The organism is Streptomyces sp. ISL-43, assembly GCF_018614195.1.
Lineage (GTDB): Bacteria > Actinomycetota > Actinomycetes > Streptomycetales > Streptomycetaceae > Streptomyces.
Window position 1 is genome coordinate 66403 of record NZ_JAGGOT010000037.1, and the last position, 19253, is coordinate 85655.

The 19253-nt window shown below is 71.3% G+C and carries 17 protein-coding genes and 2 pseudogenes; 10 read left to right on the forward strand and 9 right to left on the reverse strand.

Features of this window, described 5'->3' with window-relative positions; all coding sequences use genetic code 11:
* Positions 1–9: 9 nt before the first annotated feature.
* The 3 genes from J7F03_RS22290 to J7F03_RS22300 all read right to left on the reverse strand — a co-directional run bounded on the left by J7F03_RS22290 (position 10) and on the right by J7F03_RS22300 (position 2388).
* Complete coding sequence (locus tag J7F03_RS22290) at positions 10–1506, reverse strand: UDP-N-acetylmuramoyl-L-alanyl-D-glutamate--2,6-diaminopimelate ligase (protein ID WP_214952103.1); 1497 nt, start codon at positions 1504–1506, stop codon at positions 10–12.
* A gap of 241 nt (positions 1507–1747) precedes the next feature.
* The gene (locus J7F03_RS22295) at positions 1748–1900 is read right to left on the reverse strand and encodes a hypothetical protein (protein WP_214952105.1); all 153 of its coding nucleotides are present in this window, start codon (positions 1898–1900) and stop codon (positions 1748–1750) included.
* 134 nt (positions 1901–2034) lie between these two features.
* Positions 2035–2388, reverse strand: coding sequence for a hypothetical protein (locus tag J7F03_RS22300; protein WP_214952107.1), 354 nt, complete (start codon positions 2386–2388; stop codon positions 2035–2037).
* Positions 2389–2545: 157 nt separating this feature from the next.
* Between J7F03_RS22300 and J7F03_RS22305 the strand changes: the two genes are divergently transcribed.
* On the forward strand, positions 2546–2911 hold the full coding sequence (locus J7F03_RS22305) for a DUF1801 domain-containing protein (protein WP_214952109.1): 366 nt from the start codon (positions 2546–2548) through the stop codon (positions 2909–2911).
* Positions 2912–2952: 41 nt separating this feature from the next.
* On the opposite strand, the gene J7F03_RS22310 is transcribed toward J7F03_RS22305, so the two are convergent.
* Together J7F03_RS22310 and J7F03_RS22315 are read right to left on the reverse strand one after the other, a co-directional pair.
* The gene (locus J7F03_RS22310; protein ID WP_214952111.1) at positions 2953–5379 is read right to left on the reverse strand and encodes a SpoIIE family protein phosphatase; all 2427 of its coding nucleotides are present in this window, start codon (positions 5377–5379) and stop codon (positions 2953–2955) included.
* Entirely contained in the window at positions 5376–9392 is a 4017-nt protein-coding gene (locus J7F03_RS22315) for a HAMP domain-containing protein (protein WP_251072296.1), read from the reverse strand. Before J7F03_RS22315 ends, J7F03_RS22310 begins: the two co-directional genes overlap by 4 nt.
* A gap of 426 nt (positions 9393–9818) precedes the next feature.
* Here J7F03_RS22315 and J7F03_RS22320 point away from each other — a divergent pair, with 426 nt between their 5' ends.
* Positions 9819–10172 (forward strand): ATP-binding protein, encoded by a 354-nt coding sequence (locus tag J7F03_RS22320; RefSeq protein WP_374104380.1) that lies wholly within the window; start codon positions 9819–9821, stop codon positions 10170–10172.
* A 63-nt stretch (positions 10173–10235) separates the two neighbouring features.
* Here J7F03_RS22320 and J7F03_RS22325 read toward each other — a convergent pair whose 3' ends face one another.
* Entirely contained in the window at positions 10236–10580 is a 345-nt protein-coding gene (locus tag J7F03_RS22325) for an STAS domain-containing protein (protein WP_214952115.1), read from the reverse strand.
* 191 nt (positions 10581–10771) lie between these two features.
* On the opposite strand from J7F03_RS22325, the gene J7F03_RS22330 reads away from it, so the two are divergent.
* The 4 genes from J7F03_RS22330 to J7F03_RS22345 all read left to right on the forward strand — a co-directional run bounded on the left by J7F03_RS22330 (position 10772) and on the right by J7F03_RS22345 (position 13701).
* Positions 10772–11698, forward strand: coding sequence for a SigB/SigF/SigG family RNA polymerase sigma factor (locus tag J7F03_RS22330; protein WP_214952117.1), 927 nt, complete (start codon positions 10772–10774; stop codon positions 11696–11698).
* Between the two features lie 9 nt (positions 11699–11707).
* Positions 11708–12136: a lipid asymmetry maintenance protein MlaB gene (locus J7F03_RS22335; protein ID WP_214952119.1), complete on the forward strand. Its 429-nt coding sequence runs from the start codon at positions 11708–11710 to the stop codon at positions 12134–12136.
* Positions 12133–13089 (forward strand): sensor histidine kinase, encoded by a 957-nt coding sequence (locus J7F03_RS22340; protein WP_214952121.1) that lies wholly within the window; start codon positions 12133–12135, stop codon positions 13087–13089. Before J7F03_RS22335 ends, J7F03_RS22340 begins: the two co-directional genes overlap by 4 nt.
* 147 nt (positions 13090–13236) lie before the next feature.
* Positions 13237–13701: an ATP-binding protein gene (locus J7F03_RS22345; protein ID WP_214952123.1), complete on the forward strand. Its 465-nt coding sequence runs from the start codon at positions 13237–13239 to the stop codon at positions 13699–13701.
* Between the two features lie 74 nt (positions 13702–13775).
* Here the strand turns inward: J7F03_RS22345 and J7F03_RS22350 are convergent, their stop codons facing one another.
* Together J7F03_RS22350 and J7F03_RS22355 are read right to left on the reverse strand one after the other, a co-directional pair.
* Complete coding sequence (locus tag J7F03_RS22350; RefSeq protein WP_214952125.1) at positions 13776–14201, reverse strand: VOC family protein; 426 nt, start codon at positions 14199–14201, stop codon at positions 13776–13778.
* Between the two features lie 82 nt (positions 14202–14283).
* A pseudogene (locus J7F03_RS22355) lies at positions 14284–14661 on the reverse strand (mechanosensitive ion channel family protein); the annotation flags it as partial.
* Between the two features lie 194 nt (positions 14662–14855).
* Between J7F03_RS22355 and J7F03_RS22360 the strand changes: the two are divergent.
* A complete protein-coding gene (locus J7F03_RS22360) occupies positions 14856–16193 on the forward strand; it encodes an IS4 family transposase (protein ID WP_214952127.1) in 1338 nt (445 codons plus the stop codon).
* Positions 16194–16239: 46 nt separating this feature from the next.
* On the opposite strand, the pseudogene J7F03_RS22365 reads toward J7F03_RS22360, so the two are convergent.
* A pseudogene (locus J7F03_RS22365) lies at positions 16240–16929 on the reverse strand (mechanosensitive ion channel family protein); the annotation flags it as partial.
* 209 nt (positions 16930–17138) lie between these two features.
* Here J7F03_RS22365 and J7F03_RS22370 point away from each other — a divergent pair.
* The 3 genes from J7F03_RS22370 to J7F03_RS22380 all read left to right on the forward strand — a co-directional run bounded on the left by J7F03_RS22370 (position 17139) and on the right by J7F03_RS22380 (position 19227).
* Positions 17139–17588, forward strand: coding sequence for an SRPBCC family protein (locus tag J7F03_RS22370; RefSeq protein ID WP_214952129.1), 450 nt, complete (start codon positions 17139–17141; stop codon positions 17586–17588).
* 5 nt (positions 17589–17593) lie between these two features.
* On the forward strand, positions 17594–18412 hold the full coding sequence (locus J7F03_RS22375) for a DUF1206 domain-containing protein (protein WP_214952132.1): 819 nt from the start codon (positions 17594–17596) through the stop codon (positions 18410–18412).
* A 206-nt stretch (positions 18413–18618) separates the two neighbouring features.
* On the forward strand, positions 18619–19227 hold the full coding sequence (locus J7F03_RS22380) for a response regulator transcription factor (protein WP_214952134.1): 609 nt from the start codon (positions 18619–18621) through the stop codon (positions 19225–19227).
* Positions 19228–19253 lie beyond the last annotated feature (26 nt).

The following is a 19253-nucleotide window of genomic DNA, read 5'->3' on the forward strand; positions in this document are numbered from 1 at the left end:
CTTCCGGCTTCAGGGAGCCAGGCGGGAGGCGAGGTCGCGTACGGTCGCCATGTCGCTGAAGGGGAGCAGTTCCTCGCCCACGATCTGGTGGGGCTCGCTGCCCTTGCCTGCGATCAGGACGATGTCGTCGGGCCGCGCGGCGGCCAGCGCGCGTCCGATCGCCCGGCGCCGGTCGGCGGAGCGCTCGTACGGGGTGCCGGTGCCCTCGATGCCGGGGGTGATCTGGTCGAGGATCGCCTCGGGGTCCTCGGTGCGGGGATTGTCCGAGGTCAGGACGCACAGGTCGGAGTGGGTTCCGGCGATGCGGCCCATCTCGGCGCGCTTGGTCTTGTCCCGGTCCCCGCCGCAGCCGAAGACGGTGATGATCCGGCCCCGGGCGAAGCCCCGGATGGCGGTGAGGACCTTGTCGAGCGAGTCGGGCGAGTGCGCGTAGTCCACGATCACCGAGGTGCCGGCGGGGGTGACGAAGCGTTCGAACCGGCCCGGTACGGGCGGCATCTGCGCGAGCGCGGCGACCAGTGCGTCGAGGTCGTGCCCCAGGACCTGGCAGGCCGCCACGGCCGCCAGCGCGTTGGAGACCGAGAACCGGCCCGGGACCGGGATGGCCACCGCGTACTCCCGGCCGGCGTGCCGCAGCGTGAACCGGGTGCCCGAGGCGTCGGCGATCAGGTCCGTGGCCCGGAAGTCGGCCTCTTCGTCGAGGCCGTAGGTCGTCACCGCGCCCGGCATCATCGCCCGGATCCCGGCGCCCACCGTGTCGTCCACGTTGACCACGGCGTGCCGGCACAGTCCCTGGAACAGCCGCAGTTTGGCGTCCGTGTAGTGGGCCATCGTGCCGTGGTCGTCCAGGTGGTCCTGGGTCAGGTTGGTGAAGACGCCGACGTCGACGAACGTACGGTCCATCCGGTACGTCTGCAGGGCCATCGAGGTGGCCTCCAGGACCACGGCGGCGGCGCCCTGGTCCCGCATGCGGCCCAGGAGGTACTGCAGGTCGGGTGATTCCGGTGTGGTCAGCGCCGATGGCGGCATCGGGATCATCTCGTCGCCGATCCGGCTGCCCGCCGTCCCGATCACGCCCACCGAGGCGCCCTCGGAGATCCTCAGCAGCGACTCGACCATGTAGGAGATGGACGTCTTCCCGTTGGTCCCGGTGACGGCCACCATGTCCATGTGCCGGCCCGGCTCGCCGAAGTAGCGGGAGGAGGCGACCGCGGCCGCCTTGCGGGTGTCGGGCACCCGCACGACACACACCTCGGGCTCCAACTCCCGCCCGGCGGGCGCGGCCGCGGCGCCCGCCGCGTCGAGGAGGACCGCCACCGCCCCGCGCGCGAGCGCCGCACCAATGGAAGCCGGGCCGCCTCCGCGGTGACCGGGAACCGCGATGAAGAGCGAGCCCGGAACGACCCGGTCGACGTCGAAGGTGGGGCCCGCGGTGATCCCCGTCGATTCGGTGTCGCCCTGGATGACGTGGTGCTCATGGCCGGTCAGCAAACCGCTCAGTTTCACGGTGGTCCCTTCGAAAGGCGGCTACGGCCCGGCGTGCGGGCCTCGCCTGGCGGCAGCCCCGGAGTGAACGTCGGGACCGCGGTGATGGTGTGGGGGGAGCGATACGTCGCCCCCGCCAGGCGACGGGCCGGGCCGGGCCGGGCACGGTGATCAGACCGGGCCGCGGGGGCAGGGGCCGTCGCGGAAGGGGTGTGGGAGGTGGTGCGGGCACGGCTGGGCCCGGGCGGCGGTGGGGAAAGCGCTAGCCGTGGCCGTGCAGGACGCCTCGGCCCACCGTGGGGGCCTGGACGTCGGCGGCGGTCCGGGGGCTGACACCTGTCCGGACCACGGAAGCCGCAGGCGTGGCGGGAGCGGCCTGCGGCAGGCACTCCCCCGTGACGCGTGTGCGGTTCATGGGCCGAGTGTACGTGCGCTCACGCGACCGCCCCGCCGCCCGCCGCGGCGGCGCCACCACCCGAGGTGGGCGGGCCCGCCACCAGGCGGGCCGGCCCTCCGGCCGTTCCCGGGGCCGGCCCGGGGCGAGTTTCGTCAGTTCGGGCCGTGGAAGTACACCGAACGGACCTTGAGGTGCTCCGTGGCGGGCTTGCCGTGGGGGCGCAGCTTCCACGTGGGACCCTCGCAGTCGGCGCCCTCGTAGACGGTCACCCACGCATCCGTGGCGTTGTGCGGCGTGTGACCCGCATCGACCCACTCGCTGCCGAGGTAGGGCAGGTTGACACACTCGTCGCTCTGCGGGTCGTGCACGGTGACCGTCAGCGTCCGGTGCTCGTCGTCGGTGAAGGAGTAGCTGAAATCGCCGGTCGCGGCGAAGGCGGATCCGGGGACGGCGAAGGCGATCACCAGGCCGGCCAGGCCCGCGGTGACGGCACTGCGAAGCTTCATGAATGCTCTCCTCAAGATCGGTGAGGGGGTCAGAGCGGACCGTACGCCGACCCTGGAGCAGCGAATCGGTTCTTCCCACCCCGACCGCCCCCGGTTCCACCGGGACGAGTGAAACCACCCGTCGGACAGGGCTTCGGATCCGACATAGCCTCATGGAATGGTTCACAGTGACGCGGATGACGTAGCCGGCTATCTGGCTGAGGTGCCCGAGGAGCGCAGGGACGCCTTGGCCAGGTTGCGACGGCTGTGCCGAGAGGAGCTGGAAGGCTTCGACGAGGTCATGGCGTACGGGATGCCCGCGTACGCGCGGAACGGTGCCGCTGAGATCGCCTTCGCCAGCCAGAAGCAGTACATCTCCTTCTACCTGATGCGCGGCGACGTCCGCGAGGCTTTCGAGGACCGGCTCGCCGGGCAGGACATGGGCAAGGGCTGCCTGCGGTTCCGCAGACCGGAGAACATCGACTTCGACCTCTTGCGGGATCTCCTCAGAGCCACAGCGGCGCAACCCGGCAAGATCTGCTGACAACACCGGACCGCCAGGGCGCCTGAGGTCCCGGGTGGGCTTCAGCCGACCTGGATGCCGATGACGCAGGTGTCGTCGTCCGTGTCGGACCGGCTCGCGGCGAGGAGGCGGTCCAGTTGGCCGTCCAGATCGCCGGCTCCGGTGGCCGCCGTGTTCACGAGATGGCCGAGCGAGTCCTGGACCGAGGAGTCCCGGCGTTCCACCAGCCCGTCCGTGAACATCAGCAGGGTGTCGTCCGGTTCGAGCCGCACCTCCCGCTCGACGTACGTGACGTCGGGCAGGGCGCCGAGGAGCAGGCCCTCGATGAGCGGGAAGGCCTCGGCCTCGCCCCCGCGGACGAGTACGGGCGGCAGGTGGCCCGCGCGCGCCCACCGCATCACCCTCGTGCGCGGGTCGAACAGGCCGCAGACAGCGGTGGCCGTCACGTGTTTGGCCAGGTGATGGGTGACCGTGTTGAGCCAGGACAACAGCTGGGCGGGGCCCGCGCCCGTGACGGCCAGGCCGCGCAAGGCGTTGCGGAGCACGACCATGCCGGTGGCCGCCTCGATGCCGTGACCGGCGACGTCGCCCACGGACAGCATGATCAGCCCTGAGGGCAGGACCACGGTGTCGTACCAGTCGCCGCCGACGAGCGATTCCATCTCCGCCGGCCGGTAGCGGACGGCGACCCGCAGGCCCGGAGCCTCGATGGCCGGTGGTGTGGGGGGCATGATGGCGTGCTGGAGCTGGAGCGCCAGCCGGTTGCGTTCGGCGGACTCGGCCTCGGAGTGGGCGAGCTGGTCCCTGGTCGCGGCCAGCGCGACCTCGGTCCAGTGCTGGGCGGAGATGTCCTGGTAGGCGCCGCGTACGGCGTGCAGCCTCTGGTCGGCGTCGAGGACGGGCTCGGCGACGACCCGGATGTGGCGGGTGATTCCGTCAGGCCTCTGGAGGCGGAGGTTGACGGAAGCGGGACGGCGGTGGCGGAGCACCGCCCGCAGGAAGCGGCCGAGGGCGGCGGAGTCGTCCGGGTGGGCGTAGCCGGGCAGTTCCCGCAGCCGTACCGGGGGCGCGGTGGCCGGGAGTCCGTGCAGCGCGTAGAGCTGCGCGTTCCAAGTGGTCTCTCCGGTGGCGAGGTTCTCCTCGAAACCGCCGATCCGGCCCAGGCGCTGGGCATGCTGGAGGAGGTTGGCCAGCCGGGCCGTCTCGCCCTCGATCCGCCAGATCAGCAGGACGGCGGCACCGTGACGGCTGACGCTGAGGTCGGCGACCGAGGTGAGCGGGATCTGATCGACGAGCGCGGTGAGGCTCATGCGTTCGGCCCTGAACGGCTCGCCCGTCGCGTGCACGCGCTCGATGATGTCGAACAGCCCGTTCTCGCCGGCGGCCATCGGATAGGCCTCCAGCAGCAGCGCACCGTTGACATCACCGCGCGGACGTCCCGCCGGGTCGACGAACCGGCTGCCGGTGTGACGGATCCGGAAGTCGCCGAGCCGGCCCTCGGGGTCGAGGACCGGAGTGAGCACCACGGCGGGATCGTGCAGTCCCTCGGCGAGGTCGATGAGCTCCGCGACGTCCGGGAGCACGGCCTCGGTGGTGGTGAGGTCGCGCGGGGGCGAGGCGTCCATGGTGCGGGCGCACAGCTCGGCGAGGGCCTCGACTTGGCGCTCGATCTGCGGTGGCTGCGGCTCGAGGGGCTGCGGCCAGCAGATTTCGAGGACGCCGTGGATCCGTCCGCCCGTCCCCGTCGGTACGGCCATCCGTCCGCCGTCGGGCCACTGGAGGTGGCCGATCGAGGGCAGCCCTTCCCTTTTGAGCCGGGCGAGGGTGACCAGTCGGCGCTCGCGCAGCGCGAGGCGGGCGACGGTGGAGACGCCCGGGGGTACGTGGCGCCAGCGGGCGGCCTCCCCGGGCGGGAAACCGGCGTGGCCGGCGAGGGCCAGCGAGCCGTCGGGCACCGCGGTCCACACGGCGACGGCGACCGCTCCCAAGGGGCCCAGGGCGTTCGTCAGGAGGGACTCGGCCACTGCCTGGGTGTCGGCGGCGGCGGCCAGGATGCCGCTCTCGGCGGTGCGCATCCGGACCGACACCGTGCAGTGCTGCTCGGGCGGGTCGTCAGCCGTGCCGATGCGCTCGACGAAGGCGGCGGCGATCTCGCTGACGTGGTCGCGGGACGCCTGGTTGACGATGTCGGCGGCGACTTCGAGGGGTGACGTCCCCCTCTCGCGGCACAACACGTCGAGCCGCAGTGCGGCCGCGGCCGGAGTGCAGTTCAGCTGCCCGATCAGGATGCCCTTGGCCAGTTCGACCAGGGCCCGGCCGTCGGCGGCCGCCTGTGCCTCCAGCACCTCCCGGCGCAGCCGTTCGACGGTGGCGACGAGGCGTCCCAACGGGGTCGGGGCCTGGTGCGGGACGGCACCCGCGGCCTTGACGCCGGCCCGCGATCCCCGCGGGCACCACGCTTCGTCGTGCCGTCGCGTGTCCCCGGTCATCGCGTGAGCCAGCGCCGGACGCGGGCGATGAGGTCGTCGGCGTCCACCGGCTTGGTCACGTAGTCGCTGGCGCCCGCGGCGAGGCTCTTCTCCCGGTCCCCGGGCATCGCCTTGGCGGTGACCGCGATGATGGGCAGGCCCTCGTACGCCGGCATCCGCCGGATCTCGGCGGTGGCCGCGTATCCGTCCAGTTCGGGCATCATCACGTCCATCAGGATGAGGTCGACACCCGGGTTGTGGGTGAGGGCGTCGATGCCCTTGCGGCCGTCGTCGGCGTGGAGCACGCGCATTCCGTGCAGTTCCAGGACCCCGCTGAGGGCGAAGAGGTTGCGTGCGTCGTCGTCGACGACGAGGACGGTGCGTCCGGCCAGGTCGCCGTCCGGCACGTGGACGGTCTGCCGGGGCTGCGTGTCGCCGTGTACGAGGGGCGGCACGTCCCCCGGCTGCTCGGCGGACAGGTGGAGCGTGATGCGTTCGCGCAGCTCGTCCAGACTGGACAGCAGTTCCACATGGCGTGATGCGGACCGCTCCCGCAGCGCCTCCTCCTGACCGTTCCTGACCCGGGGGTTGTTGTGGGCCAGGACTGGGAGCGAGGAGAGGGCCGGATCTCCGTCGAGGGCGTCGAGGAAGCGCAGCGCTTCGCCGTCGGGCATGTCCAATTCCAGGACGACGCAGTGGAAGGATTCGGATGCCAGGGCGGCGGCGGCCTCCCGCGAGCTCGTGGCACTGGCCACCTGGATGCCGCCGCGCCCCTCCGACATCTGATGGCCGGGGGCGAAATCCCGGCCGGCGCTTTCGGCGACGAGGGAGAGCAGGCCGTTCGGCCGTTCCTCGATCACCAGCAGGCGGCGGGACCGCCGCTGCGCCGGGAGCACGGGCGCGTCCGCACGGCCGGGACCGGCCGCCGTGGACGCGCCGCCGGGCGAGGGCGTCCCAGGGGCGTCGGAGTGGGGGGCGTCCTCGTAGTCCGCGCGGCTGACCGGCAGGTAGAGGGTGAAGGTGCTTCCCCGGCCCGGTGTGCTTTCCGCGGTGACGGCCCCGCCGAGGAGCTGGGCGATCTCGCGGCTGATGGAGAGCCCGAGGCCGGTGCCGCCGTACTTTCGGCTGGTGGTGCCGTCGGCCTGCTGGAAGGCTCCGAAGACGGACTCCAACTGCTGCTCGGGGATGCCGATGCCGGTGTCCCGTACCCGGAAGGCCAGCATGGGCCCGCGCCGGGGAAGCCCTGCGGGGATCTCGAGGGCCGTCGCCCGTTCGATACGGAGCTCGACGCCGCCGCGCTCGGTGAACTTGACGGCGTTGGACAGCAGGTTGCGCAGGATCTGGCGCAGCCGCGAGTCGTCGGTGAGCAGGTCGTCGGGGGCGCCGGGGGCGGTGGTGACGGTGAAGTCGAGGCTCTTTTGGGTGGTCATCGGCCGGAAGGTGGCGTCGACGTACTCGAGCAGCTGAGGCAGGTCCACCCGCTCGGGATTGACGTCCATCTTCCCGGCCTCGACCTTCGACAGGTCGAGGATGTCGTTGATCAGCTGGAGCAGGTCCGAGCCGGCCGAGTGGATGATGCCCGCGTACTCCACCTGCTTGGGGGTGAGGTTGCGGGAGGGGTTCTGCGCGAGCAGCTGGGCGAGGATGAGAAGGCTGTTGAGCGGTGTGCGCAGCTCGTGGCTCATGTTGGCCAGGAAGTCCGACTTGTAGGTGGAGGCCAGCGACAACTGCTGGGCGCGGGTCTCCAGTTCCTGCCGGGCCTGCTCGATCTCCAGGTTCTTGGCCTCGATGTCGCTGTTCTGGCTGGCGAGGAGGGCGGCCTTCTCCTCCAGCTCGGCGTTGGAGCGCTGGAGTTCCTCCTGCTGGACCTGGAGTTCCTCCGAACGGGCCTGGAGCTCGCCGGTCAGCCGCTGGGACTCGCCGAGGAGCTCGTCGGTCCGTGCGTTGGCGACGATCGTGTTGACGTTGGCGCCGATGGTCTCCATCAACTGGGCGAGGAAGTCGCGGTGCACGGGGGTGAAGGCGGTGAAGGAGGCCAGTTCGATCACTCCGAGGACCTGGTCGTCCACCACGATCGGCAGGATGATCAGGCTGCCGGGGGTGGTGTGACCCAGCCCGGAGGAGATGACGTAGCCGGCGGGGACCTGGTCGGTGGCGATGATCCGGTGACTGCGGGCCGCCTGCCCGACGAGCGACTCGCCGAGGGTGAACCCGGTTCCCTCCTCGGCGTCCGCGGGACGGCCGTAGGCGCCGACGAGCGTGAGCACGGTGCCGCCGGGGCGGTCCTCGGCGAGGTAGAAGGCGCCGTACTGGGCGGCCACGAGCGGGGTCAGTTCGTCCATGACGAGTTCGGCGACGACGGCGAGATCCCGGTGGCCCTGCATCAGGCCGGAGATGCGGGCCAGGTTGGACTTGAGCCAGTCCTGCTCCTGGTTGGCCCGGGTGCTCTCCCGCAGCGAACCGACCATGGAGTTGATGTTGTCCTTGAGTTCGGCGACCTCGCCCGAGGCATCGACCGTGATCGAGCGGGTCAGGTCGCCCTCGGCGACCGCGCTGGTCACCTCGGCGATGGCGCGTACCTGCCGCGTGAGGTTGCCGGCCAGTTCGTTGACGTTCTCGGTCAGCCGCTTCCAGGTGCCCGAGACGCCCTCGACCTCGGCCTGGCCGCCGAGCCGGCCCTCGCTGCCGACCTCGCGGGCCACACGGGTGACCTCGGCGGCGAAGGAGGACAGCTGGTCGACCATCGTGTTGATGGTGGTCTTGAGCTCCAGGATCTCGCCACGGGCGTCCACGTCGATCTTCTTGGACAGATCGCCGTTGGCGACGGCCGTCGTGACGAGGGCGATGTTGCGGACCTGGCCCGTGAGGTTGTTCGCCATGGAGTTGACGTTGTCGGTGAGGTCCTTCCAGGTGCCCGCCACATTGGGAACCTGCGCCTGGCCGCCGAGCCGGCCCTCCGTGCCGACCTCGCGGGCCACCCGGGTCACCTCGCCGGCGAAGGCGGACAGTGTGTCGACCATCGTGTTGATGACCCCGGCCAGCGCGGCGACCTCGCCCTTCGCCTCCACCGTGATCTTCTGTGACAGGTCGCCGCGGGCGACGGCCGCGGCCACTTGGGCGATGGACCGCACCTGACCGGTCAGGTTGGACGCCATGACGTTGACGTTGTCGGTGAGGTCCTTCCAGGTGCCGGAGACCCCCCGGACCGTGGCCTGGCCGCCCAGGTTGCCCTCGGTCCCGACCTCACGGGCCACCCGGGTGACCTCGTCGGCGAATCCGGACAGCTGGTCGACCATCGTGTTGATGGTCTCCTTCAGCTCCAGGATCTCCCCCCGCGCGTCCACCCGGATCTTCTGCGTCAGATCGCCCTGGGCCACGGCGGTGGTGACCTCGGCGATCGAGCGCACCTGGGCGGTCAGGTTGTCGGCCATGACGTTGACCGATTCCGTCAGGTCCTTCCACGTACCGGAGACGCCCTTGACGTCCGCCTGGCCACCGAGCCGGCCCTCGGTGCCGACCTCACGGGCCACCCGGGTGACCTCCCCGGCGAATCCGGACAGCTGGTCGACCATCGTGTTGATGGTCTCCTTCAGCTCCAGGATCTCCCCCCGCGCGGTGACCGTGATCTTCTGCGAGAGGTCGCCCTTGGCCACGGCGGTCGCCACTTGGGCGATGGAGCGCACCTGGGCCGTGAGGTTTCCGGCCATGAAGTTGACCGAATCCGTGAGGTCCAGCCAGGCTCCCCCGACTCCCGGTACGTCGGCCTGGCCGCCCAACGTGCCCTCGGTGCCCACCTCGCGGGCCACCCGCGTCACCTCGGAGGTGAACAGCGACAGCTGGTTGACCATCCCGTTGAAGACGGTGGCGATCTCACCGAGCAGCCCGTCGGCCCCATCGGGCAGACGAGTGCGGAAATCCCCGTCTCGTACGGCGGTCAGCCCGGCCAGCAACCGGCGAAGCTCCGCCTCACCGATCCCGCCGTCACCCGGCAATGCCGCCCCGCTCGGTGAACCCGTGTCCGTCTGCCCGGCCATCCGCCAACCTCACTCTCGATACCAGCCGCTCCGCTGCGCGGAACAGGACGGATCCCTGGCACCAGGGGGGCGCCGAGTGCACTCCGATGCTCCGGGATCCGCCTTCACCGCGGCACCGGTCCGGTGAAGGCTAGCGCCGCCGAAGGGAGTACGCGGCACAGTCGATCACACCGGAGGCGGTGCATCCGGGCCCAGGGGAGGGGGACATGGCCTGGAGGCCGGCCTCGCTCGGTCCGAACCCGCGTTCCCGCACGGCGCTTTGGAAAGTCGGGGGTGCTCCCGCGGGCTCCGGGTAGACGCACTGGTGAGGCACGGCACAACGGCAGGAGCGAGGTGAGGACATTGGCGGTCAAGGCAGTGGGCTGGGCGCGTTCTTTTCCGGTGGCGCAGGGCGTCCGGGCAGCGCGGCAGTGGACCGCGGGACACTTGGCGTCACTGCCGTGGAACCGTTCGGCGGCCGACACCGTGCACTCCGTGCTGCTCTGCGTCAGCGAACTCGTCACCAACGCGCACCTGCACGCGGTCGGCACCGCACATCTGGTGCTGACCTGGGACGGCCTCTGCCTGCACGTGAGCGTCGCCGATGCCGATCCGCAGCTGCCCAGCCCCCGGGAGCCCGACGCCGACGAGGGTGCCACGTCCGGACGCGGGCTGGGGATCGTCGCCGCCCTGGCCGACTCCCTGGACGTTCACGCGTGCCACGGCGGCAAGGCGATCACCGCGTGCTTCCGGCCCGCGGGTGGACCGGACCCGCACGCGGCCGACGCCCGAACCGGCTGACCGGCGCGCGGGCGGCCCGTGCACCGGATGGCGGTGCACCCGTCCGCCCGCCCTGGCGGGAGTTCACGCCCCGAGGGCGTCTTCGACACTCGCGTGCAGGGAGAGGACGGTGTCGGCACCGGTCACCGCGAAGAGCCGTCGCAACTGCTCGCCGGGGGCGGCGATGCGAAGGGTGGTGAGGTGGTGCAGCCGCAGGAGCAGGTTCAGGAAGGAGGAGTCTCCGAAGGTGATGGAGCCGGCGTCCAGAACCACCACCGGGTACCGGCCGGAGGCGGAGGTGAGAACCTCCTCGAGAGGGGCCAGCGTGTCCTGGTCGAGCTCCCCGCGGGCCGCCACCACCCATCCGGACCCCGCCGGGTAGCCGTCCCCGACCACTCCTTGCTGGTACGCGTCCCCTGCTCCGGTCATGTCCGCCTCCCCGGATCGCCACTTGATGCGTTCCTCCTCCAGGGAGTATGCCTGCTCGTTCCGGCGACGAGGACGCCCCGGGGCACGGCGCGGCCCGTCGGGCAAGCCGATGCCCCGCAAGTGTGTAGAACCGCGGAGGCGGGGCAGGAGCGCCCGGGCAGCCGTCAGTCAATCGGGAGGGAGCGGCCACCATGTCTCGTTCGGCCACCGTCGTAGGCCCCATTCGTGCAACAGACGCGCAAGTATCCGCTTGTGACAGGGACATCGCTGGAACGCCGACGCAGGACGTGGAGCTGATCCGGGTGGAGGACGCCCGTGAGATGGCGCCCGCCGACGCACGCGAGCTGTCGCGGCTCTTCTTCGGGAGGCTGTGCACCCTGGAGGAGGGGACGCGCGAGTACCAGTACACGCGCAACACCCTGATCGAAATGAACGTCTCCCTCGTGCAGTTCGCCGCTCGGCGGTTCCGCGCCCGCGTGCTCGGCGGCGGTCTCGACATGGACGACATCATCCAGGTGGGAATCATCGGCCTCATCAAGGCCATCGACCGCTACGACCCCGAGCGCGAGGTCGAGTTCTCCACCCTCGCCCTCCCCTACATCACCGGCGAGATCAAGCGCCACTTCCGCGACACCACCTGGGCCGTACACGTCCCCCGACGCCTGCAGGAACTGCGTACGGAGCTCGCCAAGGCCCAGGAGGCCCTGACCGACGTCCTGGGCAGGGCGCCGACGGTCAAGGAGGTCGCACACCACCTGGAACTGTCCGAGGACGAGGTCATCGACGGGCTGGTGGCCGCGAACGGCTACACGAGCGGTTCGCTCGACACCGCCGTCGCGGACGGCGACGCGCCGTCCACGGCGAGCCGGGCGACCCGGCCGCTCGCGGAGCGCCTCGGCGAGGTCGACCCCGCCATGGAGCTCTTCGAGGAGTTCCACACCCTCGCGCCCCTGCTGGAGCGACTGGAGGAGCGCGACCTGCTCATCCTGCGGATGCGGTTCGGCCAGGAGAAGACCCAGGCCGAGATCGGCACCGAACTGGGCATCTCCCAGATGCAGGTCTCCCGCATCCTGTCCCGGACCCTGGCCCGGCTGCGCGCCGGGATGCTCGCGGTGTAGGCCCCGGCGATGGCGTCCCCTCACCGACCCGACCGCTCCGCCTCCCCCGTCGGCGCCCCAGCGGGCCATGACGACGCGACGGGGGCCGACGCGGTCGTGCGGTGCGCGCGGACGGGAACGGGCGCGACGACGACGCTGACGGCCCTGCCGCTGCAGGACCGCCCCGGCGCACGTCTGAGCGGCAGCTGCGACGTCGACACCCGGCAGGCCCTGTCCGCCGCGCTCGGCGTCGTGACCGCGATGCCCGGCCTCGTCGTCCATCTCGATCTTTCCGCCGTGTCCTTCCTGGACACGGCCGCGGTCGCCGCCCTGGTACGGGCGTCGGCCGCCCTCAACGGGCAAGGTCGGTGCCTGTTGCTCCACGACCCGCCATACTCGCTCCGCAAGGTAGTGGAGATGTTCCCGGACGAATGCGCCGCGCTGGAGGTCGCAGCATGATCACTGTTCCTGCGCCCACCGGGCACGGGGCCTTCGTCCATCCCGGCCTCTTCTACCAAGGCCTCGGCGAGTACGTGGCCGGGGTGGGCGATTTCGTACGTGCCGCCCTGTCGGCCGACGAACCGGTCCTCGTCGCCGTGCCGGGCCCGCACCTGGACGCCCTGCGCGAGGACCTCGGCGGGAGCGCGGCGGAGATCACCTGGACGGACATGAAGGAGCTGGGCCGCAATCCCGGCCGCATTCTGGCCGCCCTGCAGGATTTCGCCGACCGGCACGCCGGCCGGGCGGCCCGGATCGTCGGCGAGCCGATCTGGCCCGGCCGCTCCCAGGCCGAGGTCTTGGAGGCCACCCGTCACGAGGCCCTCATCAACACGGCCTTCGCCGGCCGGCCGGCCACCATCCTGTGCCCGTACGACGTACGTGGGCTGGCGCCCGAGGTGCTGGCCGACGCCCGGCGCACGCACCCCACGCTGATCGAGAAGGGCCGGGATCTGGCGAGCCCGGCGTACACCGACGCCTCGAGTGTCTCCGCGGACTGCGATCGGCCCCTGCCGGAACACGACGGCGAGGTGCTCCGGCTCGAGTACTCCCACGGGGGTCTGGCCGAGGTGCGCGAGTACGCCGAGGGCTGGGCCCGCGGAACCGCCCTGACGCCGGCGCGGCGCGGCGATCTCGTCCTGGCCGTCAGCGAGGCGGCGGCCAACTCCCTCGCCCACGGAGGCGGCGAAGGAACCCTCCGCCTGTGGAGCACCGCCGGCCCCGGGGCGGGAGTCGTCGCCGAGATCCACGACGGCGGCCGCCTGGCCGACCCCCTGGCGGGGCGCCGCCGCCCTTCCCTGGCATCGACCAATGGCGGCCGTGGTCTGTGGATGATCCACCAACTCTGCGATCTGGTCGAGGTCCGCGCCACGGACCGCGGCTTCACCCTGCGGCTTCACATGGCAACGCCCTGAGACCGGCGCTCCCCTAAACTGTCACGGGCGGCACGGGCCTCCCCGGGGCGCTGGGCGGCGTTCGCAGGGGCCGGGGCATCGACCGTGAGCTCGCCGGGCCGTTCCCGGGAGCGGAGACCTGTGTCAACGTCGGGGGGAGAGACCACAGTGGAGACCATCGGGCCTGAGACGGGTGATCCGGTGAGCGCCGGCCTTCCCATCCGAGGACAGCGCCGTCGGCTCGCCCTGACGGACGTCCGCGGCGCTGTGGCCAAAGGCCGCGACTTCACGCGCCAGGCCCTGCGGGACTGGGGCTGGGACGCGACCGAGACCGCCGAGGACGCCCTGCTCCTCGTGTCCGAGCTGCTGAGCAACGCGTCGCTGCACGCGGACGGTTGTCACGAACTCGTGCTCACGGCCGGAGAGGTGCTGCGCATCGACGTCTACGACGGTGCGACGACGCTGCCCTGCCGCCACCCGGCCCCGCAACGCGGCATTCCGGGCGGCCACGGTCTGTACATCGTGGAGCGTGTGGCCGATCGCTGGGGCGCGCACGCGCATGAACGCGGGAAGGCCGTCTGGGCCGAGATCGAGGCCGCCCGACTGGTATCGGGCAGGCCCCCGGGGCGATGAGCAGGTGCGGCGCGCGCCCGGGGCGACCGGATTCGACGAACCGCCGCCACTGGTCCGGGCCCGTCGCCGCCGCGTCACCCGCCGGCGCCGCGCGGGCCGAGGTCCTCCCGGACGGCCGCGAGGACGAACGAGTGCCCCGCCGGATCGGTGAACCGGCGCAGCGTCGTGCGGTTGTCCGGCCGGCTGCCGTCCTCCTGCGCCGCCACCGGGCGCGCCCCCAGGGCCACGGCCTCGCGCTCGGCTTCGTCGAGTGAGTCCGCCGCCACCAGGATCCGCAGATGGGCCTGCTGGGAGTCCTCCGGCACCGGCCAGCTCGGCGGCGCGTGGGTGGGATCGCGGTGGACCCCGAGCACGACGCCGGCGGGGCCGGTGACGAGGAACAGCTCGCCGTCGCCGGTGGCCGGACCCGCCGCGGCTCCGAGCAGTTCGGCGTAGAACCGGGCCAGGGGCTCGGGTTCGGCGCAGTCCAGTACGAGAACGCTTGTCTTGAGTACGGTCATGTCCCGCGTGTGCCCTGTGTCGTCGCCCGTACACGCACCGTACGGGCAGGCCCCGTACAGGTCGTCCTGTCGGGGAGTCCCGTCACCGGTGGCGTTCGTCCGCGGCGCCGTCCACTCCGGGTGCCGGGCCCAAGAGGACGCGCGGCAGGGCATCCGGGTGCTTCGCCGCGAGCCAGCCGATCAGCTGCTCCCGTACCGCGCAGCGCACCGTCCACAGGTCGTCGGCGTCCTTGGCCGTGACGATGGCCCGCACCACGATGGTGGAGGGCGTCGTCTCCGTGACGGCGAGGTCCCAGCCGCGGCCGTCCCACTCCCGGCAGGTGTGCAGGATCTCGTGGACCTTGTCCCGTATGAGGTCGACGGGCGCGCCGTGGTCGCAGTGGAGGAAGACGGTGCCGGTCATCTGGACGCCGCCGCGGGACCAGTTCTCGAAGGGGCGGGTGGTGAAGTACGAGACGGGCGTGACTCCTCCCCCTCCTAAAGAACAAGGCCGTGAAGTTAAGGGCTGATCGGCTCTGTCAAGTGGTCTTGGTGAGGGTTCTGGTGAAGCCGGGACGCGGGAAGCGGAGCCCCGGTAGAACTGGCAGTCGACCAAGACAGCCGTTCACGTCACCGGAGGCTCCGCTGTCGGACCAGTGTGTCATCAGCCGCGAAATGTCGGTAGCCGCAGGGGTGTTCGCGCCAGGGCACCTGGGTGAGCTGACCCAGATCGTGCCGTTCGAGATGGTCGACGCGGTGCTCACCGAGTGTGGGTCCGTCCAGGAACGGATACGCAAGCTCCCTGCTCGGGTAGTGGTCTATGTCCTCCTCGCGGCGGGATTGTTTGAGGAGTGCGGGTATCGGACGGTATGGCTCAAGCTGACAGGCGCCTTGTCCTGGCTGCCGGTGCCGCGGGTGACCGCCACGGCACTGTGGCAGGCCCGCTGCCGGCTCGGGGTGCGTCCGATGCGGGCCCTGTTCGACCTGTTGCGCGGGCCGGCCTCGGCGGTCCGCACGGCCGGGGCCCGGTGGGCGGGGCTGCTGGTCGTCGCGGTCGACGGGACACATCTGGATGTCGCCGATGACCGGGAGGTCCGTGCGAAGCTGGGCAAGGCGTCCAACCAGTACACCGATGCCTCGGGATATCCGCAGGTCCTGCTGGTCGCGTTGGTGGCCTGCGGAACACGGGCGGTGATCGACGCGGTGTTCGGTCCCGGGAAACCAGGCGAGTCGATCCTGGGCCGCCGCCTGGCGCGGTCCATGCACCCCGGAATGCTCGTCCTGCTCGACCGGGGCTTCGCCACCACGGGCTTCCTGAACACGACCGCTTCCAGCGGCGCCCACTTCCTGGCCCGCCTCTCCTCCCACTGGAAGCCTCCGATCCTGGCCCGCTACCCCGACGGCTCCGTCCTCTCCCGAATCTCCGGCATCGACGTCCGCATCGTGGCCTGCGAGATCACCATCGCCACCAACCAGGGACAGCGCACCGGGGCCTACCGGCTGGCCACCACCCTGCTCGATCCCCACCGCCACCCGGCGTTCGAGCTGGTCAGGCTCTACCACGAACGGTGGGAAGTGGAATCGGCCTACTTCGAAATCAAGAAGACGATGCTCGGACGCCGCGTCCTGCGCTCCCGCACCTGGCCCGGCATCGCCCAGGAGATCTACGCCCTCCTCAGCACCTACCAGCTGATCAGGACCGCGATCTCGGACGCAGCCCACACCGCCGGCACCGACCCGGACCGGTGCAGCTTCACCACCGCCCTGAACACCGCCCGCGACCAGGTCACCCAGGCCGCAAACGTGATCGCCGACACCACGATCGACCTCATCGGCGCCATCGGCCGCGCCGTCCTGGACCAACCCATGCCAGCCCGACGCCTCCGCCTCAGCCCCCGCGCCGTCAAACGCCCCATGTCCCGCTACCCGCACAAAAGTCTCCGCGTCGACCGCCACACCTACAAAGCCACCATCAACATCAACATCCTGTTGACAGAACCGATCAGCCCTTAACTTCACGGCCTTGAGCTAAAGCAGGGGATACCCACGCAAGATCAGTGATGGTGATCCGGCGTTCGTCCCAGGTGCGTACGGCGAGGAAGGTGAGGGTGATGTCCTCGACCACCCCCCACTCGCCCGCGACCACGACCGTGTCGCCGATGCGCACCATGTCGCCGAAGGCGATCTGGAAGCCGGCGAAGAGGTTTCCGAGGGTGGACTGGGCCGCTACGCCGGCCACGATCCCGATGATCCCGGCGGAGGCGAGCAGGGAGGTGCCGAGCGCGCGGAAGCTCGGGAAGGTGAGCAGCATCGCGGCGGCCGCGACGACGGCCACGACGACCGTCACGACCCGCGTGATCAGCGTCACCTGGGTGCGGACCCGGCGCACCCGGGCCGGGTCGCGGGTACCGGTGGCGTAGCGGGCGTACCCCGATTCCACGACGGCGGAGGCCACCGCCACGATCAGCCAGGCGCCCGCACCGATCAGGACGAGTGAGAGGATCCGGCCGGCGGCGGCCGCGTCGTCGTGCAGCGGCGGCCACGCGATCTGCCGGTAGGCGCCCCTGAGCAGCACGGCGAGCAGGACGATCTGCAAGGCCGGCCGGCAACGCCGCAGCTGGTTCCACAGGAGCGTTTCGGGGTGTCGCGCGTCGGCTCGGCGCAGCAGCAGGTCGACGGCCCATCCGGTCGCGACGGTCAGCAGGATCGAGCCCCCCAGGACGGTCGGCAAGAGAAGAGCGCTGTTCATATCTCCCCAGCGGATGTAGGCGGCATGGACTTCCACGCGCCTGCCCCACGGGAGGGGGCTGACACAGGGGCGCGGGCAACGCGGTCGGCCGGCCCGCGGCTCCGGGCCCGTGCATGGGGTTCTCGAGTGGGGGTAGCCGCGCCTCGAGACGTCCTGAAGGCGGCCCGCGTCTCAGGGTGCCGGGCTGCCGACGACACGGAAGGATGCACATGTCGCACGTCGAGGAGTACGTCGAGGTCAACGTCCCCGTACGCACGGCCTACAACCAGTGGACGCAGTTCGAGGAGTTCCCCGCCTTCATGGAGGGGGTCGAACGCATTGACCAGCGCACGGACACGCTCACCCACTGGGTGACGAACGTGAACGGTGTGCAGCGCGAGTTCGACGCACAGATCACCGAGCAGCTCCCGGACCGGCGCGTCGCGTGGATGACGGTCGACGGGGAAGCCCACCAGGCCGGGGTCGTCACCTTCCAGCCGATCGACGCGACCACCACCAAGGTCGTCCTGCACATGAACTGGGTGCCCGACGGTCTGGCCGAGACGGCCGCCGACAAGCTCGGCTTCGTCAAGCGCCAGGTCGCGGGTGATCTGAAGCGGTTCAAGCTGTTCATCGAATCGCGCGGGGTCGAGACCGGCGCCTGGCGGGGCGAGGTCTGACCGCGATGGAAACCGGGGCCGCGAGCAGGGGCGCCCGGGCCGCGTCCCCCGGGGGCGGGGTCCGGGAGGTCACGGCGCGCTGCGGGCTGGTGGCGCGCGGGGTGCTGTACGTACTGATCGGGCTGCTGGCCGTACGCGTCGCCTTCGGTGGCGGCGGCAAGGAGGCCGACCGCCAGGGCGCCCTCCAGGAGCTCGCGGGAAAGCCCTTCGGCGGTGTCCTCATCTGGGCCGTGGGCATCGGGCTCGTGTGCATGGCGCTGTGGCGTCTGTCGGAGGCGGTGTTCGGCGCGGCCGGACCGGAGGGAGACAAGCCCTTGAAACGGCTGGCGTCGGCGGGCCGGTTCGTCTTCTACGGTGTGGTGGCGTACTCCGTGTTCACGTTCTCCGCGGGCGGCGGACGTTCCGGGGACGAGCAGTCGCGCGATGTGACGGCGAAGGCGATGGATCTGCCCGCCGGCCAGTGGCTGGTGGGGGCCGTCGGGCTCGGGATCGGCGTCGCGGGCGTGGTCATCGCGGTGCAGGCGGCGCGGCGCAGCTTCCGCAAGCACCTCGCCATGGGCGGGGCCTCGGCACGGTGGCGCAAGGCCGTGGACTTCCTCGGGGTGACCGGCGGTTTGGCCCGGGGGGCCGTGTTCGCGGCGGCCGGCGGCTTCGCCGTGTACGCGGCGCTGCGCTACGACCCGGCACAGGCGAAGGGGCTCGACGACACTCTGAGGTCGTTCACCCACACCGCGGCGGGGCCGTGGCTGCTGGTCGCGGTCGCCGTCGGGCTGGCGCTCTTCGGACTGTTCTCCTGGGCTCTGGCCCGGTGGCGCGAGGTCTGACCCCGGCCGGAGCGACGGACGGGGCGGTCCGGTCCGGTCCGGTCCGATCTTCAAGGGGGTTACCCGCCGAAGGGAAGCGGAAATTCCCCGGTGTCTCGGCCAAGTTGTGCGTGCGCCCCTGAACGCCCCCCGCAGTGACGTTCCATCTCCCTCTTACGGGGGCAGCCGCGTGGTGCCGTTGGTTCGTCTACCGAGGAGAGCACACGATGACGAAGGTCCTCGTCCTGCACAGCGTCAGCCTCGTCCGGTCGGCACTGGCCGCCCTGCTGAGATCGGAAGGGCCCTTCGAGGTCACATCAGCGGGCTGGCGGGCCGCGGTACGCCAAGCCGAGTCCTTACGACCAGACGTGACGGTCGTCGACCTCGACTGTCCGGGGACGACGGCCGTCCTGGCCGACAACGGACGCGTGGACCGCCAGGTCCTCGCGTCCCCGTCCCCGGTGCTGGTCCTCGCGTCGACCGGCGCGCCCGGTTCGCTGCACCGGGCGTTCCGGGCCGAGGCGCTCGGCTACGTCGACAAGGACGGCTCACCGGGGCGGCTCGTACGGGCCGTGCGGAAGGTCGCCGCGGGGGAACGGTTCATCGACGCCTCACTGGCTTCCGCGTTCATGGAGGCGGAACCCGTACCGCTGAGCCCGCGGGAGCTCACCGTGCTGGCCAGGGCCGCGGAGGGCGATTCCATCGCCGAGATCGCCCGCACACTGCACCTGGCGAGCGGGACGGTACGCAACTACATGGCCGCGGCGACCCGCAAGACCGGCGCACGCAATCTCATCGACGCGATCCGGATATCCAGGCGGGCGGGCTGGGTCTGATCCGCGGCGGCCACGGACGGGCACGA

Coding starts and splice junctions, on each gene's coding strand:
- J7F03_RS22325 (WP_214952115.1), bottom strand. CDS start 10,580: ATGACCGGAGCAGGGGACGCGTACCAGCAAGGAGTGGTCGGGGACGGC.
- J7F03_RS22360 (WP_214952127.1), top strand. CDS start 14,856: ATGTCGGTAGCCGCAGGGGTGTTCGCGCCAGGGCACCTGGGTGAGCTG.
- J7F03_RS22370 (WP_214952129.1), top strand. CDS start 17,139: ATGTCGCACGTCGAGGAGTACGTCGAGGTCAACGTCCCCGTACGCACG.
- J7F03_RS22295 (WP_214952105.1), bottom strand. CDS start 1,900: ATGAACCGCACACGCGTCACGGGGGAGTGCCTGCCGCAGGCCGCTCCC.
- J7F03_RS22305 (WP_214952109.1), top strand. CDS start 2,546: ATGGTTCACAGTGACGCGGATGACGTAGCCGGCTATCTGGCTGAGGTG.
- J7F03_RS22375 (WP_214952132.1), top strand. CDS start 17,594: ATGGAAACCGGGGCCGCGAGCAGGGGCGCCCGGGCCGCGTCCCCCGGG.
- J7F03_RS22350 (WP_214952125.1), bottom strand. CDS start 14,201: ATGACCGTACTCAAGACAAGCGTTCTCGTACTGGACTGCGCCGAACCC.
- J7F03_RS22310 (WP_214952111.1), bottom strand. CDS start 5,379: ATGACCGGGGACACGCGACGGCACGACGAAGCGTGGTGCCCGCGGGGA.
- J7F03_RS22380 (WP_214952134.1), top strand. CDS start 18,619: ATGACGAAGGTCCTCGTCCTGCACAGCGTCAGCCTCGTCCGGTCGGCA.
- J7F03_RS22315 (WP_251072296.1), bottom strand. CDS start 9,392: ATGGCCGGGCAGACGGACACGGGTTCACCGAGCGGGGCGGCATTGCCG.
- J7F03_RS22340 (WP_214952121.1), top strand. CDS start 12,133: ATGATCACTGTTCCTGCGCCCACCGGGCACGGGGCCTTCGTCCATCCC.
- J7F03_RS22335 (WP_214952119.1), top strand. CDS start 11,708: ATGGCGTCCCCTCACCGACCCGACCGCTCCGCCTCCCCCGTCGGCGCC.
- J7F03_RS22330 (WP_214952117.1), top strand. CDS start 10,772: ATGTCTCGTTCGGCCACCGTCGTAGGCCCCATTCGTGCAACAGACGCG.
- J7F03_RS22300 (WP_214952107.1), bottom strand. CDS start 2,388: ATGAAGCTTCGCAGTGCCGTCACCGCGGGCCTGGCCGGCCTGGTGATC.